The 16,011-nt window shown below is 68.3% G+C and carries 12 protein-coding genes; 5 read left to right on the top strand and 7 right to left on the bottom strand.

Annotated elements, in window-relative coordinates; translation table 11 throughout:
* Nucleotides 1-40 precede the first annotated feature (40 nt).
* Nucleotides 41-2,263 (bottom strand): LPS-assembly protein LptD, encoded by a 2,223-nt coding sequence (locus ACTIGJ_RS14275; RefSeq protein WP_439640996.1) that lies wholly within the window; start codon nucleotides 2,261-2,263, stop codon nucleotides 41-43.
* Nucleotides 2,264-2,397: 134 nt separating this feature from the next.
* Here ACTIGJ_RS14275 and ACTIGJ_RS14280 point away from each other — a divergent pair, with 134 nt between their 5' ends.
* From ACTIGJ_RS14280 to ACTIGJ_RS14290, 3 genes are read left to right on the top strand one after another with little or no spacing between them, the layout of a single operon-like run.
* A complete protein-coding gene (locus tag ACTIGJ_RS14280; protein ID WP_439641059.1) occupies nucleotides 2,398-3,399 on the top strand; it encodes an aminoglycoside phosphotransferase family protein in 1,002 nt (333 codons plus the stop codon).
* 46 nt (nucleotides 3,400-3,445) lie between these two features.
* On the top strand, nucleotides 3,446-4,141 hold the full coding sequence (gene murU, locus ACTIGJ_RS14285) for an N-acetylmuramate alpha-1-phosphate uridylyltransferase MurU (protein WP_439640997.1): 696 nt from the start codon (nucleotides 3,446-3,448) through the stop codon (nucleotides 4,139-4,141).
* A complete protein-coding gene (locus ACTIGJ_RS14290) occupies nucleotides 4,138-4,536 on the top strand; it encodes an OsmC family protein (protein ID WP_439640998.1) in 399 nt (132 codons plus the stop codon). Before murU ends, ACTIGJ_RS14290 begins: the two co-directional genes overlap by 4 nt.
* Nucleotides 4,537-4,580: 44 nt before the next feature.
* Here ACTIGJ_RS14290 and lipA read toward each other — a convergent pair whose 3' ends face one another.
* The 6 genes from lipA to rnt form a co-directional block, all read right to left on the bottom strand.
* On the bottom strand, nucleotides 4,581-5,567 hold the full coding sequence (gene lipA, locus ACTIGJ_RS14295) for a lipoyl synthase (RefSeq protein ID WP_439640999.1): 987 nt from the start codon (nucleotides 5,565-5,567) through the stop codon (nucleotides 4,581-4,583).
* A gap of 73 nt (nucleotides 5,568-5,640) precedes the next feature.
* Nucleotides 5,641-6,408 (bottom strand): lysophospholipid acyltransferase family protein, encoded by a 768-nt coding sequence (locus ACTIGJ_RS14300; RefSeq protein WP_439641000.1) that lies wholly within the window; start codon nucleotides 6,406-6,408, stop codon nucleotides 5,641-5,643.
* Nucleotides 6,392-7,186, bottom strand: coding sequence for a GNAT family N-acetyltransferase (locus ACTIGJ_RS14305; RefSeq protein WP_439641001.1), 795 nt, complete (start codon nucleotides 7,184-7,186; stop codon nucleotides 6,392-6,394). Before ACTIGJ_RS14305 ends, ACTIGJ_RS14300 begins: the two co-directional genes overlap by 17 nt.
* An 85-nt stretch (nucleotides 7,187-7,271) precedes the next feature.
* Nucleotides 7,272-9,755 (bottom strand): glucans biosynthesis glucosyltransferase MdoH, encoded by a 2,484-nt coding sequence (gene mdoH, locus ACTIGJ_RS14310; RefSeq protein ID WP_439641002.1) that lies wholly within the window; start codon nucleotides 9,753-9,755, stop codon nucleotides 7,272-7,274.
* A gap of 18 nt (nucleotides 9,756-9,773) precedes the next feature.
* Complete coding sequence (locus ACTIGJ_RS14315) at nucleotides 9,774-11,324, bottom strand: glucan biosynthesis protein G (protein ID WP_439641003.1); 1,551 nt, start codon at nucleotides 11,322-11,324, stop codon at nucleotides 9,774-9,776.
* Nucleotides 11,325-11,404: 80 nt separating this feature from the next.
* Complete coding sequence (gene rnt, locus ACTIGJ_RS14320) at nucleotides 11,405-12,079, bottom strand: ribonuclease T (RefSeq protein ID WP_439641004.1); 675 nt, start codon at nucleotides 12,077-12,079, stop codon at nucleotides 11,405-11,407.
* Between the two features lie 257 nt (nucleotides 12,080-12,336).
* On the opposite strand from rnt, the gene ACTIGJ_RS14325 reads away from it, so the two are divergent.
* Nucleotides 12,337-14,406, top strand: a complete 2,070-nt coding sequence (locus ACTIGJ_RS14325; RefSeq protein WP_439641005.1) for a carboxypeptidase regulatory-like domain-containing protein — start codon at nucleotides 12,337-12,339, stop codon at nucleotides 14,404-14,406.
* 149 nt (nucleotides 14,407-14,555) lie between these two features.
* Nucleotides 14,556-15,773: an argininosuccinate synthase gene (locus tag ACTIGJ_RS14330; RefSeq protein WP_439641006.1), complete on the top strand. Its 1,218-nt coding sequence runs from the start codon at nucleotides 14,556-14,558 to the stop codon at nucleotides 15,771-15,773.
* Nucleotides 15,774-16,011: the final 238 nt, after the last annotated feature.

A 16,011-nucleotide genomic window follows, 5' to 3' on the forward strand; every position in this document is an offset into this window, starting at 1 on the left:
CGGCGGAAGCGGCAAGCGTAGCACGCAGCCCGGAGCGGCTTCAGCGGCCGTTGGTGCTGCGCTTGTCGACGGCGAAATCATCGCTCGGCAGCAGTCGTTCGAAGCCGTTGCCGATCTTGCTGAGTCCTTTCAGCTCCAGCTGCACGTAGAAGCCGTTGTTGAAACGGTCGATGCCGCCGACCAGGTAGCGCCGGTAGGTGCCGCTGACGGCCCAGCAGCAGGTCGAGTACTCGAGCCCGGCGAACGATTCCAAGGTCGTCGAATCACGCAGGCTGTAGCGCAGCCGTGCGGCCAGACGCCAGGCCTCGGTGACCGGCGACGAGAAGCTGGCATCGGCCTGTTCCAGCAGCGCGCGCCGGTAGCGATAGGCGAGGTCGAAGCGGCGGCCGTCGTCACCCGCGCCGTCGCGGTAGCGCAGCGCGATCGAGCTGCGCACCACCTTGTCGAACGATGACGACACTTCGGTGGTGGCCAGCGCCGACCAGCGCGTCGACAGCGCGTAGTCGAGGTTGCCGAGAAAGTTCGAGCTGCCTTCGCTCGGCGTCGCGAAGCCCGGCAGGTCAACGCGCGGCCCCCGGAAATAGTAGATCTGGCCGAGCGTGGCGCTGAGCCGGGTAATGCCGGAATCCGCTTCGATGAAGCGCGAGGTGATGGCCGAGGTCAGCTGGTTGGCGTCGGAGATCCGGTCGTAGCCCGAGTAGCGGTTGCGGGCGAACAGCTGCGGGAAATCGAAGTCGGGCAGGCCGGAGTCGAACAGCGGCAGCTCGTCCTGTTCGCGGAACGGCGTGTACAGATAGAACAGCCGCGGTTCCAGCGTCTGCAGATCGCCGCCGCCGGTCAGCCGTTCGAAGCGCAGGCCGCTTTCGGCACTGAACTGCGGCAGCGTCCGGCGCGGCGCATCGGAGACCCCGGGCGCGACGTTGGTGAGGTTGTAGGCGGTGTACGACAGGTCAGCCTGGGCATTGGCGTACCAGAACAGCTGGTCCTGCTCCCAGCGGATGTAGGGCTGGGCGATCATCCGCTGGCCTTCGACGGAATCGCTGCGGGCGAAGTTGGTGAATTCGCCGAAGAAGCCGGCGCGGGCGCCGAGCAGGCTGTTCTTCGAGGCGGCGTCAACGCGGATCTGCGGCAGCCGCTGGTAGGGGTCGACCACGCCGAGCGCCGACGCCGCCTGCACCTGCGACAGCGTCTGGTAGTCCTGCACCAGCGCTTCGACGCGGAAGCTGGTCGGCGCCTGGTAGGTCAGCCGCGCGCCGCGTTCGAGGAACGGCGTGGAGGTCAGATCGACGCCGCCGCCGAAGGTCGTGAAGTAGTTGCGGTCACTAACCCGCCCGTACTTCGCTTCGACGCCGACCCGGCTGCCCAGCGTGCCGACGTGCTGGAAATCGATGTAGCTGCGGCTGCGGTTGTCTAGCCGGTCGTCACTGGGCAGGAATTCGCCGAACAGGTCGCCGTTCTGGTGCGTCATCAGGTAGCGGAACTGGCCGCCGATCTGGGTACCGCGCTCCGACAGGTAACGCGGAATCAGCGTCACGTCGTAGTTCGGGCCGAGGTTCAGGTAGACCGGCCAGCGGATGTCGAAGCCGGTGTTCTGGTTGTTGCCGACGATCGGGAACAGGAAACCGGAATGGCGCAGGCCGTCGATCGGGAACTGGAACCACGGCAGGTAGAAGATCGGCACATGCTGGAAGCGCAGCAGCGCGTTGGTGGCTTCGCCGCGACCGCTGTCTTCGTCGAACTTGATGGTCGACGCGGACAGCGTCCAGGCCTCGTTGCCCGGCGCGCAGGTGGTGAAGCGCACGCCGTCGAGCCGCGCTTCGCCGGAGTCGCGGATGGCGATGCGGTCGGCTTCGCCGCGGCCGCCGATCGACCGCAGGGTAAAGCTGTTGTCGAGAAACACGCCGCTGCCGAGGTTCAGGTCGTAGTCGGTCTTGCTGCTGCGGATGGCGTAGTTGGCATCGCGGAACAGCGTCTGCGAATCGGTGCGGATGCGCTGCTCGGCTTCACTGTAGTTGACCTGCTCGGCGGCGAATTCGCGGCCGTTCTGGCTGACCCGCACCGAGCCGCGCAGGCTCGACAGCCCGCCTTCGGACAGGTCGGCCTGGTCGGCGCTGAGGACCAGCTTGGGATCGGACGGAATCGGCGGCAGTTCGCGCGTGAAATCGATCTGCGGGCAGGAGGCCGGCTCGGCTTGCGCGATCGCACCGTACAGCACGGTCAAGGCCGCGCAGGCGCGCAGCAGTCTGGATTTCGAGAGTGGCAAGCGGGGGCGTCCTTCAGGGCCGCCGAAGTATGGGTTTGGCTCCCGCGCGGTGCAAATGTCCGGGCGCGCTCTTACGCTATGCGGCCTCGCGCCCCACCGATCCCCGCCTGCCCGTGACCGCCCCTGCCACCGCACTGGATGACCGCGCCCTCGTTGCCCGCGACTGGGCGCTGGCCGCCTTGTCGCTGACCGAGGCGACCTTCGCGCCGGCATCGGCGGACGCCAGCTTCCGCCGCTATTTCCGGGTCACCGCCGCCGACGGCCGCAGCTGGATCGTCATGGATGCGCCGCCGGCACGCGAGGATTGCCGGCCGTTCCTGAAGGTCGGCGCGCTGCTCGATGCGGCCGGCGTCACCGTGCCGCAGGTGCTGGCGCAGGATCTCGAGCAGGGCTTCCTGCTGCTCAGCGATCTCGGCCGCCAGACCTATCTCGACGTCATCGACGAGGCCAACGCCGATGCGCTGTTCGCGCCGGCGATCGAGGCGCTGATCCGCTGGCAGCGCGCCTCGCAGCCGGGTGTGCTGCCGGACTACGACGCGCCGCTGCTGGCTCGCGAACTGGCGCTGTTCCCGGACTGGTACCTGGCCCGCCATCTCGGCATCACCCTGGCCGGCGCCGATCTCGACGACTGGAACACGGTCTGCGAGCGGCTGATCGCGCGCGCGCTGGCGCAGCCCAAGGTCTACGTCCATCGCGACTACATGCCGCGCAACCTGATGCTCGGCGCGCCGCCGCCGGCGGTGCAGGTCGGCGTGCTCGATCATCAGGATGCGGTCTACGGCCCGATCGCCTACGACCCGATCTGCCTGTTCAAGGACGCCTTCCTGAGCTGGCCCGAAGCCCGCGTCGACGGCTGGCTGCGGCAGTATCACGCCGCCGGGCGGGCCGCTGGCCTGCCGCTGGCGGCCGACTACGCCGCCTTCCGCCGCGATGCCGACGGGATCGGCGTGCAGCGGCACCTGAAGGTGCTCGGCATCTTCGCCCGCATCAACTACCGCGACGGCAAGCCGAAGTACCTGGCCGACACGCCGCGTTTCGTGCGCTACGTGATCGACGTGGCGCGCCGCGATCCGGAACTGGCGCCGCTGGCCGGGCTGTTCGAGCGGCGCGTGCTGCCGCAGGTCGCGCTGGCGTGAGGCCCCCGCAATCTGCCCCGAGGCCTGCGTGTCCCGGAATCCGGGCATGAAGGCGATGATCCTGGCGGCCGGGCGCGGCGAGCGCATGCGGCCGCTGACCGACCACCTGCCGAAGCCGCTGATCCCGGTGGCCGGCCGGCCGCTGATCGGCTGGCACCTCGCCGCGCTGAAGGCGGCCGGGATCGACGAGATCGTGATCAACACCGGCTGGCTCGGCGACCGGCTGCACCAGCAGCTGGGCGATGGACGTGCCTTTGGCCTGTCGATCGCCTGGTCCGACGAAGGCTGGCCGGCGCTGGAAACCGGCGGCGGCATCCACCATGCGCTGCCGCTGCTCGGCGCCGAGCCATTCCTGCTGGTCAACGGCGATGTCTGGACCGATGTGCCGCTGGCAGCACTGGCCGATCGGGCGCGCACGCTGCCGGCGCAGGATCTGGCGCATCTGGTGCTGGTGCCGAATCCGCCGCACCACCCGCGCGGCGACTTCGGGCTGGCAGGCGGGCGGATGATTCCGGCCTGCGCCGAAAGCTTCACCTTCAGTGGTCTGTCGGTGCTGCGCCCCGAACTGTTCGCCGATTGCACGGCCGGCGCATTTCCGCTGGCGCCGCTGCTGCGCGATGCCGCGATCCGTGGCCGGGTCAGCGCCGAACTTCATGCCGGGCAATGGCTGGACGTCGGCACGCCGGAGCGTCTCGCCGCCCTCGAATCCCTGTTGTCCCCCAACCAGGAGCAAGCCCGATGAGCAGCCCCGAGATCCGCGTCCAGAAAGCGGCCAACGGCAATCTGATGCAGGTGGTGACCGCCGGCATCAACCAGTTTCTCGTCGACGTGCCGGCCGTGCAGGGCGGCGAGGATGCCGGCCCCGATCCGCATGATCTGCTCGATGCCGCACTCGGCGCCTGCACGGCGCTGACGGTGACCATGGTCGCGCGCCGCAAGCAGATGCCGCTGGACGACCTGCAGGTCACCATCCGACATGTCGAGGAAGGCGGCGTCTACCGGCTGACGCGAACCCTGCAGTTTGTCGGCGCGCTGACCGACGAGCAGAAGACCTATCTGACCGGCATCGCCAACAAGTGCCCGATCCACAAGGCGCTGAGCGGCCGCTTCGAGATCAGCACCGACGTGGCCGGCTGATCGCACTCGAACCCGCCGCCGTCATCGACGGCGGCGGATTCGACTCAGTGGCCGGCGTCGGCCAGCACGCCGTGGGCCTGCTGGTCGGCGTGATACGAGGAGCGCACCATCGGCCCGCTGGCGACGTGGTCGAAGCCCATCTGCAGGCCCAGCACGCGCAGGCGCTCGAACTCGTCCGGGTGGACATAGCGGGTCACCGGCAGGTGATGCTTCGACGGCTGCAGGTACTGCCCGAGGGTCAGCATGTTGACGCCGTGGGCGCGCAGGTCGCGCATCACCTGCTCGATCTCCTCGATCTCCTCGCCCAAGCCCAGCATCAGCCCGGACTTGGTCGGAACGTTCGGATGCAGACCCTTGAAGCGTTCCAGCAGGTCCAGTGACCACTCGTAGTCGGACCCCGGACGGGCCTGCTTGTACAGGCGCGGCACGGTTTCCAGGTTGTGGTTGAAGACGTCCGGCGGGTTGTCCTTGAAGATCGCCAGCGCCGGGTCCATGCGGCCGCGGAAGTCCGGCACCAGCACTTCGATGGTCAGCTTCGGCGAGGCCGTCCGGGATTCGCGGATGCAGGCCGCGAAATGGGCAGCGCCACCATCGCGCAGATCATCGCGATCGACGCTGGTGATGACCACGTAACGCAGGCCCATGTCGGCGATGGTGCGCGCCAGCTTGGCCGGCTCGTCGGCATCCAGCGGCTTCGGCCGGCCGTGCGCGACATCGCAGAACGGGCAGCGCCGGGTGCAGATGTCGCCCATGATCATGAACGTGGCCGTGCCCTTGCCAAAGCATTCCGACAGGTTCGGACAGCTGGCTTCCTCGCAGACCGTGTGCAGGCCGTTGCTGCGCAGCGCCGCCTTGACCTTGGCCACCTCGGCGGATTCGCCGAGCTTGGCGCGTATCCAGGTCGGCTTGCGCAGCGGGTTGACGGTGGGCTCGACCTTGACCGGGATGCGCGCCATCTTGTCGGCCGCGCGCAGCTTGACGCCGGCAACCAGCGGGGCAGGGGAAGGGGCGACGGGGGGCTGCTCGGACACGGGATCACTCACACGCGGGTCAGGCGCGGAAGTGTACGCCGCTGCGCGCCGGCCGACGGGGCGCAGCGTGCACTCATGCTGCGATCGCGTTGCGCGGCTCGCGCGGCGATGCGGTGCGGATTGAGTCGGGCGCCACCACCTGGCAGATCGCGGTATGGGCGGCCAGCGCCAGGCTGGCGCGGTCATGTCCGGCCGGGTCGATCGGCTCGCAGTAGCGCAGCTCGGCGGTGATCGGCCCGTGCTTCAGCAGCCGGATGATGTTGTCGAGCAGCACGTCATCGCCGATGTACGGCGCGGTGGCGGTGCCGTCGGCGGCGGTCGAGAAGCGCAGCGCGATCGGCTGCACCGGCCGGCGGGTTTCGATCGCGGTGGCGAACAGGCGCGCCTGGAATTTCAGCACCAGCGAGCCGTCGGTGGTGGTGCCTTCGGGGAAGAACACGATCGAGTCGTGGCCAAGATGCTGATCGATCGATTCGATCAGCTGCCGCGTGCCGCCGGAGCCGCGCCGCAGGTAGAACGTGCCGGCAGCGTCAGCCAGCCAGCCGATCACCGGCCATTCGCCGACTTCGGCCTTCGACACGAAGCGGGTCGGCTCGCAGGCGCCGACCACCGGGATGTCGAGCCAGGAGATGTGGTTGCAGACCATCACCCGCGTGCCTTCAAGCCGCTGGCCGCTGATCACCAGGCGGACGTCGAGGATGCGCAGCAGCACCCGGTACCACCAGGTGCCGAGGTTCTCGCGCGAATAGCGGCCCTTGCCGTAGGCCGCGACGAAGACCGCCAGCAGCAGGCCCACCAGCAGGTGGGCAATGACGCGCAGCCCCTTAAGCGCGACCCGCAACAAGCGTCTTCTCCTCGATCTTCGAGCGATCCAGGAAGTGGCGGGCGTAGCGCGGGTGCAGGTCGGTGACGTTGAGCAGCACGAACACGTCGGCACAGTTGAATTCGCGATCCCAGTACGGTTCGCCGCAGGCCTTGGCGCCAAGGCTGAAGTAGGCCTTCAGCAGCGGCGGCAGGCGCGGCGCCTTGTCGGCCGGGCGGGCATCCGCCACCGGCAGCGGATTCAGCGGCCGCACCTGCTGCCAGCTTTCGGCCATGTACTTCTGCTGGATCTGCCGCAGGATCGCATGGGCGTTGGCGCCGCCGTCTTCCAGGCCGATCGAGGCGCAGCCGAACAGGTAGTCGAAGCCGTTCTTGATGATGAACTCGGCCAGCGCCTGCCACAGCACGGCGATCACCGCGCCGTTGCGGAATTCGGCGTCGACGCAGGTGCGGCCGACTTCCATGACCCGGCCGGGCAGCGAGTCGATCATCTTCAGGTCGAACTCGCCAGCCGAGTAGAAGCCGCCGGCGCGGATCGCCTGGTCGTCGGTCAGGATGCGCGTGCAGGCCACCAGGCGGCCGGTCGCGGTTTCGCGCACGGTCAGGTGCTGGCAGTACGGATCGTAGTGATCGATGTCGAGGCCGGCTTCGCCGCCGTCGATCTCGGCGCCCATCTCGCCCGCAAAGATGCGGTAGCGCAGCGCCTGCGTTTCGGCGATCGCCTGCGGCGACGTGGCGACGCCGGCCACGAAGCGCGGGCCGGCGGTGTGCGAGAGGGTCACATCAGCTTCAGACATCGAACGCTCCGGAAGACGGGTGTTGTCACTCTATGAACGGCGCGTGCAAGTGTGATGACGGTGTCTTGATGCTTTCATGACAACGTCAGGTGCGTTTAGTGCCCCAGTCAGCGTGTACGTCGTTGGCGGTCCAGACCAGCAGATGCAGGCGCGACAACGCCAGCGAATCGGTCAGCAGCATGTTCTTCTGCGCGGCATCGAGCCCCGACGGACCGCGCACCAGCGCGGTCTGCAGCAGGGCCAGCCGCTCGCGACGGGTGGCGGCCGACAGGTACGGGCGTGCCGTGCCGGCGGCGCAGACCAGCGCATTGGCCACCGGATCGACCACGGCGGCCTTGAAGTCGGCGTAGTCCGGCGCGCGCTTGAAGCCCAGCGCCGTCCAGCGCAGTTCGCGCGGCGGCACGGCTTCTTCGGGGATCAGGAAGAAGCGGCCGCTCTTGAACAGCCGGCCGAGCGTGACCTTGCTTGACCACACCGACAGCGGGATCGCCAGCATCAGCGCGCCGACCACCGGCAGCAGCCACCACAGGAAGGCCGGCTCCAGGTAATAGACCAGCGCCGCCCAGGCCAGGCCAAGCACGGTGCCGAAGCCGTGCCGTGCAATCGCTTCCGACCACGGCGTCTGCGAGTCCTCACGCGGCGGCGATTTCCAGACGATGCCGATGCCGAGCAGCGCGGCGGTCACGAAATGGGCGTGGAACAGCATCCGCACCGGCGCCAGCATCGCCGAGAACAGCAGCTCCATCAGCATGCTCAGGGTCAGGATCACGCCGCCGCCGAAGTTCCGCGTGCCCTTGGCGAGGATCACCACCACCGCCAGGATCTTCGGCAGGAACAGCAGGGTGGCGGTGGCCGAGAACAGCGCGATTGCCCATTCCGGATGCCATTCCGGCCACGACGGATACAGCTGGTTCGGCTCGGTGAAGTACTGCGGCACGGCGAAGGTCTGGGTAGCCAGCAGCGCGGTCGACAGCAGCAGCGACACGAACCACAGCGGCGCTGACAGGTAGGCCATCACGCCGGTCATGAACACCGCGCGATGTGCCGGGTGCAGGCCGGAGGTCAGGAACAGCCGGAAGTTCATCAGGTTGCCCTGGCACCAGCGGCGGTCGCGCTTCAGTTCGTCGAGCAGGTTCGGCGGCATTTCCTCGTAGGAGCCGTCGAGGTCGTAGGCGATCCACACCGCCCAGCCGGCGCGCCGCATCAGCGCCGCTTCGACGAAGTCGTGGCTGAGGATTTCGCCGCTCAGCGCGCCGCGGCCGGGCAGGCGCGGCAGCGAGCAGTGGGCGAGGAACGGCGCCACGCGGATGATCGCGTTATGGCCCCAGTAGTGGCTTTCGCCGAGTTGCCAGAAGTGCAGGCCGGCCGTGAACAGCGGGCCGTAGACGCGGGTCGCGAATTGCTGGATGCGTGAATACAGCGTGTCGCGGCCGGCCGCGCGCGGCGCGGTCTGGATGATGCCGGCGCTCGGGTGCGCTTCCATCAGCTGGGCGAGCCGCACCAGGCAGGCGCCGCTCATCACCGAGTCGGCGTCGAGGATCACCATGTACTTGAAGTCCGAACCCCAGCGCCGGCAGAAGTCGGCGATGTTGCCGCTCTTGCGCTTGATCCGGTGCCGTCGCCGCCGGTAATGGATGCGGCCGAAACCGCCGACGTCGCGGCACAGCGTCAGCCAGGCTTCCAGCTCGGCGACCCGGATGTCCGGGTCCGAGGTGTCGCTGAGAATGTAGAAATCGAACGCATGGCCCTGGCCGCTGCGCATCACCGAATCGTAGGTGGCGCGCAGCCCGGCGAACACGCGGGCGGTGTTCTCGTTGCAGATCGGCATCAGGATCGCCGTCCGCGCGCTGTCCGGCAGCCGGGTATCCGGCACCCGCTTCGAGTTGACCGAATAGCGGTCCTGGCCGATCAGCAACTGCAGGAAGCCCATCATCGCGGTCCAGAAGCCGGCCGACACCCAGGCGAACAGGATCGCGTAGAGGATCAGCATCGCCACTTCCAGCGCATGGCGACCGTGGTACGGCAGCACCGCCGTCATGTAGTAGGTGGCCACGGTGGTCTGGGCAATCACCAGGAACACCAGGATGAAGCGGCGGATCGAGGCCGCGACATGCCAGGCGCCGACCGGCGCCGGCGAATCCGGTGTCGGCAGGCCGGGGTCCCCGGCATGGCCGGCGCCGCTGCGGTTGCCGAGCAGCAGACGGCCGATCGAGCGCAGCAGCGCCCGCAGCGGATTGCTCGACCATGGCCGCGAGGTGAACGAAGCCCGCTTCAGCGGCGGCATCGATGCCAGTCGGACCCGTCCCTGCACATCGCGGGCGAAGGCCTGCTGCTCCAGCGTATTGCCGCGCCGGGTCGCGCCATCGAGCGCCATCCGCAGCCGGGGTTCGATCGAGCCGAACGCCGGATTCGCCGGATCGTGCCGTTCGGCATCGAGCAGGCGATGGATTTCGGCGATCGGCTCGTCGCTTTCCGTGGCCGCCGCCAGCAACGCCGCGCGCGCGGCGTCGCTCAGGCGCAGGCGCGCGCAGTAGGCTTCGGCAGCGGACAGGGCGTCAGGCGTGGTCATCGGCAGCGGCGGCCCGGATCAACCCGGCGGCAGCACATAGCTCCAGGTTTCCGACAGCGTGTTGTTGTCGCCCTTCAGGTAGGCGCGCAGTTCGACCGGCTTGCCATCGTCGACCCGCTTCAGCCGCAGGCTGACGCGCCAGCCGCCGGTCACCTCGTTGCGATAGGTGGTCCGCTCCAGCAGCTCGCCGTTGCCATCGACCGACACCACGCCTTCGACCTTGGCGTCGGCGCCCAGCTTGTCGAGCGCCGGGCCGACGAAATCGATCACCAGGCCGATGCTGCCGTCATCGTTGCGGCCATAGCCGCCGCGACCGCGCCGGGTCTGCTCGACCCAGGCCAGCGGCGGGCGGGTTTCGCTTTCCATCTGCCAGTGCTGCAGGTAGTCGAGCGCCAGCGGCTCGCCGGCGGCGGGCGCCTTGTCCGGCACCCAGTAGGCGACGACGTTGTCGTTGGTCTCGTCCGGAGTCGGAATCTGTACCAGCTCCAGGCGGCCCGCGCCCCAGGCGCCCTTCGGCTCGATCCACAGGCTCGGCCGCAGCTCGTGGCGCACTTCCAGGTCCTCGTAGCGCTCGAACTTGCGGTCGCGCTGCATCAGGCCGAAGCCCTGCGGATTGGTCATCGAGAACGAGGTCACCAGCAGGCGCTTCGGGTTGACCAGCGGCCGCCAGATCCACTCGCCCGTTCCGGAGGCCAGCGAAAGACCATCGGAATCATGAACTTCCGGTCGATAGTCCTCGTGATCCGCCGGCTGGTTCTCGCCGAAGTAGTACATGCTGGTCAGCGGCGCGACACCGAGCTTGGCGACGTTCTCGCGCAGGAAGATCCGCGCCTTGGTGTCGATCACCGTGTCGGTGCCCGGCTTCAGCACGAACTTGTAGGCCCCGGTGGCGCGCCGCGAATTGAGCAGCGCGTAGATCACCAGCTCCTTCGCGGTGGCGGTCGGCTTGACGATCCAGAAATCGGTGAAGCGCGGGAATTCCTCGCCGGAGATCAGCCCGGTATCGATCGCCAGACCGCGTGCCGACAGGCCGTAGCGTTGGCCCTTGCCGAGCGCCCGCAGGTAGCTGGCGCCGAGGAACACCAGCACTTCGTCCTTGTATTTCGGCGTGTTCACCGCGTAGTGGACGCGGAAGCCGGCGAAGCCGAGATCGCGGAAGCTTTCAATGTCGACCTTGTTGTCGCCGTAGTCGAAATCATCCGGCGAGAACTTCAGCTCGCGCACCGTGCGGCCGTTGACTTCGCTGATCCGCACCGGCCGGTCGTAATAAAGGCCCTGGTGGAAGAACTGCAGCTCGAACGGCAGCTTCTCGGCGCGCCAGAGCGCCCGATCGGCCTTGTAGCGGATGTCGCGGTAGCGGTCGTAGCCGATCTGCTGCAAGGCCTTCGGCTGCCGGCCTTCCGGCTTCTGGAACGGCTGGGCGGCGAGCTGGCGCGCCTTGACCGCGACATCGTCGAGATCGAAGGCCAGCGCGGCGCCCGGCAGCAGGATCGCGCAGCACAGGCTGGCCAGAGCCCACAAACGCGGCCAGCCGGGCCGCCGGAAGTGCCGTCGGTCAATCGAGGTCATCGGGGGAGCTTGGGCGAACGGGATTGGCGGCATTTTACGCGAAGCCTTCCAGCCGCTCGCGGCGGGCCACCGGCCGGACTTCAGGCACCGGCCGCTGCGCTGCCGGCGACGAACGACTCATGCACGCCGCGCAGCCGGTTGATCAGCAGGCAGAACAGGTCGGCCGTGCGTTCGGCGTCGTAGACGGCGGAGTGCGCATCCTTGTTGCTGTACGGCAGGCCGGCGGCTTCCAGCGCCCGCGCCAGCACGGTCTGGCCGAGGATGGCGCCGCCCAGGGTGGCGGTGTCGAACGCCGAGAACGGATGGAACGGGTTGCGCTTGATGTCGCAGCGGTTGACGGCGGCATTCAGGAAGCCGAGGTCGAAATGGGCGTTGTGGCCGACCAGGATCGCGCGGGTGCAGCTGTGGTCGGACACCGCCTGGCGGATCGGCTTGAACACCTTGCCGAGCGCATCGCGTTCGTTCAGCGCACCGCGCAGCGGGTTGCCGGGATCGATGCCGTTGACCTCCAGCGACGCCTTCTCGATGTTCGCGCCCTTGAACGGCTCGACATGGGCGTGATGGGTTTCATCGCGCACCAGATTGCCGTCGCGATCGAACTTGAGCAGCACGGCCGCGATTTCCAGCAGCGCGTCGGTCTGGTTGTTGAAGCCGCCCGTCTCGACATCGACGACCACCGGCAGGAAACCGCGAAAACGCTGGCCAATGCGAGGCGCGGGCTTGAACGCCTCAAGCAGGGCGGGTGGGAGTTCCATGAGCAGGCAGGAAAAATGACCGGCGAACTATAGCCGATGGTGTGCCGGGGCTCGGCCGCCGGTCGCATCCGGCGCCTGCGGCGCGAGGCGGGCGCAGCCGCGCGCGAACCGTGTGAACGGCATCACGCTTCGTGGCGAAGGCCGGCAATTCGGTGGAATTCCGATGGGATTCCGTGGGGACTTCGGCGCTGCAACCGCCTGAGATGGCACCGACGCCCCGGATTGGGCGTTGCCCGCCCATTCTTTCGGAACCAACCATGAATCGACATCCATCGTGGAAACACGCCGCCGGTCAGTTCGGTATCCCGTTGCTGCTGATCGCCGGCCTCGCTGGCTGCATCTCGAAGAAGGATTCATCGACCGACCCGACGACGCCTGCCGCCACCGTGACCCTCGTCGCCAATCCGACGACCCTGACGCAAGGTGAATCCGTGACGCTGGTCTGGTCGTCCAGCGATGCCACGGACTGCACGGCCAGTGATGGCTGGAGCGGCCCTCGCGCGCTGTTCGGCGACGAGTCGCAGACGCCGTCCGCCGCCGGCCCCGTGACCTACACCCTGCGCTGCAACGGCGTTGGCGGTGCCGGCACGGCGACCGCCACGGTCACCGTCAATTCGCCGGCGGCGCCGACGGTATCGATCGCCGCAGCGCCGGACGCCGTCGCCCTGGGGGCGGCGTCGACGCTGACCTGGACCTCGACCGGCGCCAGTGCCTGCACGGCCAGCGGTGGCTGGGCCGGCAGCCGGGCCACTGACGGCAGCGAAGCCGTGACGCCAGCGGTGCTCGGTGCCACGACCTACACCCTGAGCTGCACCGGGCCGGGCGGCACCGCCAGCGCCGTGGCCAGTGTGACCGCATCCGCCGCCGAGCCGGTGCCGGTGGCAACCGGCAGCCTTCGGGGTCGGGTGTTCAACGCGGTCGACGGCACCCCGATCGTCGGCGGCACGGTGCGGGCCGGCGGCATCGAGGCGCGGACCGACAGCAGCGGTGCGTTCGCGATCGCTGCGGTGCCGGTCGCCGAGCGCCGCTCGGTGGAAGTGCTCGCCGACGGCTTCGAGCCGAGCTACCGGATCGTCGCAGTCGCTGACGGACAGGAGGCGATGGTGTCGGTGCAGGCGATGCCGGTCGGCGTGACGATGATGGTCGATCCCGCAGCCGGCGCTGACGTGCAGATTCCCGGCTCGTCGGCCATGGCCCGCTTCCCGGCCGGGTCGATCGCCGGTTCGGTGCCGGTCGCCGTCACGGTGACCGACCTGCAGCCGGCGATGTCGGCCGACAACATGCCGGGCGACTACACGTCGATCGTCGCCGGCAGCGAGCGGTTGATCGAAAGCTTCGGCGCGCTCAGCGTGCGGCTGACCGATCCTGCTGGCGGCACCTCGGTCAACCTGCGGCCCGGCAGCACGGCGACCTTGCGCATCCCGGTCAGCTCGCTGAATTCGAGCCCGGCGCCGACGATCCCGCTCTGGTTTTACGACACCGACGCCGGTCGCTGGGTGCAGGAAGGCGAAGCGGCGCTGGTGGTGGCCGGCGCCAGCCGCTACTACGAAGGCCAGGTCGCCCATTTCACCACCTGGAATGCCGATTCGCTGTATGAGTCGGTCGATGTCACCGGCTGCGTCACCGATCGTGGCCTGCCGGTGGCCGGCGTCTCGATCAAGTCCACCGGCATCAACTACACCGGCACGTCGACGGCGGTATCGCGGGCCGATGGCAGCTTCACGATCCGGGTCCGTCCGAACTCGCAGCTCAGCCTGGCGGGCACCCTCGGTAGTCTCGTGACCTCGACCCGGGCGCTGTCGACCGGCAGCGGTCCGCTCGATCAGACCGGCAACTGCCTGCAGCTGCTCCGCGACAGCGTGCCGTTCTCGGTGCGCCTGACCTGGGGTGCAACGCCGCGCGACCTCGATGCCCGGATCATCCTGCCCGAGGGCGGCCAGGTCTCGTATCAGAACCGCGGGTCGCTGGTGTCGGAGCCGTTCGTCAATCTCGATACCGACGACACGTCGTCGTTCGGCCCGGAGGTGGTGACGGCCATCCGGCCGAAGGTCGGTACCTACCGCTACTTCGTCAACAACTTCTCGCGCACGCCGTCGCCGGGCATCACGCCGTCGCCGACACGCGTCGAACTGACGGCCAACGGCATGCTGCAGCTGTTCACGCCGCCGGCCGGCGAGACCGCGTCGACGTTCAACTGGACGGTGTTCGACATCGTGATCGCCAGCGATTGCACGGCAACGCTGCTGCCGGCCTCGCAGCCCTGGACGGCGGCCTTCCCGGTGCCGCCGGCCGCGCCGAACAGCACCGCGCCGTTCTGCACCCGCTGATCCCGTCTGCAGGAATCGACGGACCCGGCGGGCCGCCTTCGGGGGGCCGCCGGGCCTGTTGTCGGTCGCCGGTGCTGCGGCGAGTTTCGCCCGGCGCGCCGCTATAATCGCGGCCCCATCGCCCGCGCCGTCGGCGTTTCCGAGCAAACATGAGCAAAACCCAGGTCCGCAAAGTCGCGCTTGCCTATTCCGGCGGCCTCGACACCTCCGTCATCCTGAAGTGGCTGCAGGACACCTATGGCTGCGAGGTGGTGACCTTCACCGCCGACATCGGCCAGGGTGAGGAGCTGGATCATGTCCGGCCGAAGGCGCAGCAACTCGGCGTCAAGGAAATCTTCATCGACGACCTGCGCGAGGAATTCGCCCGGGACTTCGTGTTCCCGATGTTCCGCGCCAACGCCGTCTACGAAGGCGAGTACCTGCTCGGCACCTCGATCGCGCGGCCGCTGATCGCCAAGCGTCTGGTCGAGATCGCCCGCAGCACCGGCTGCGACGCGATCAGCCACGGTGCCACCGGCAAGGGCAATGACCAGGTGCGCTTCGAACTCGGCGCCTATGCGCTGTGGCCGGAGGTGAAGGTCATCGCGCCGTGGCGCGAATGGGACCTGAACTCGCGTGAATCGCTGCTCGCCTATGCCGCCAAGCACGAGATTCCGATCGCCAAGAAGCCCGGCGGCGGCAGCCCGTATTCGATGGATGCCAACGCGCTGCACATCTCCTACGAAGGCGGCGGCCTGGAAGATCCGTGGTGGAATCCGCCGGACGACATCTGGCGCTGGACGAAGAATCCGGAAGATGCGCCGAACGAGGCCGAAGAAATCGTCATCGGCTTCGAGCGTGGCGATGCGGTGTCGATCAATGGCGTCGCCGGCACCCCGTTCCAGATTCTCGACCGCCTGAACGCGCTCGGCGGCAAGCACGGCATCGGCCGGCTCGACCTGGTCGAGAACCGCTATGTCGGCATCAAGTCGCGCGGCTGCTATGAAACCCCGGGCGGCTCGATCCTGCTGAAGGCGCACCGTGCGATCGAGAGCCTGTGCCTCGACCGCGAACAGGCGCATCTGAAGGACGAGCTGATGCCGAAGTACGCCAGCCTGATCTACAACGGCTACTGGTGGAGCCCGGAGCGCCGCATGCTGCAGGCGCTGATCGACGAGTCGCAGCAGCGCGTCAATGGCGAGGTGCGCCTGAAGCTCTACAAGGGCGCGATCTACAACTTGGGTCGCCGCTCGAAGGACTCGCTGTTCGACGCCACGCTGTCGACCTTCGAGGACGATCGCGGTGCCTACAACCAGAAGGACGCCGAGGGCTTCATCCGCCTCAATGGCCTGCGCCTGCGCACCGGCGCCAAGCGCGACGCACGCTGAACAGTGCCGTGATGAAGCCCTCTGGCCGTGCTCGCCTTGCTGGCGATCCCACCGAAAAGCACGGTGGGTCCCTCGCCAGAGGGCTCGCGCTGTCGCTTCATCCGCTTGAACGGCCTGCGCCTGCGCACCGGCGCCCAGCGCGACGCGCGCTGAATAGCGCTGTGATGAAGCCCTCTGGCCGTGCTCGCCTTGCTGGCGATCCCACCGAAAAGCACGGTGGGTCCCTCGCCAGAGGGCT

This window comes from Nevskia sp., assembly GCF_051860985.1.
Taxonomy (GTDB): Bacteria; Pseudomonadota; Gammaproteobacteria; order Nevskiales; family Nevskiaceae; genus Nevskia.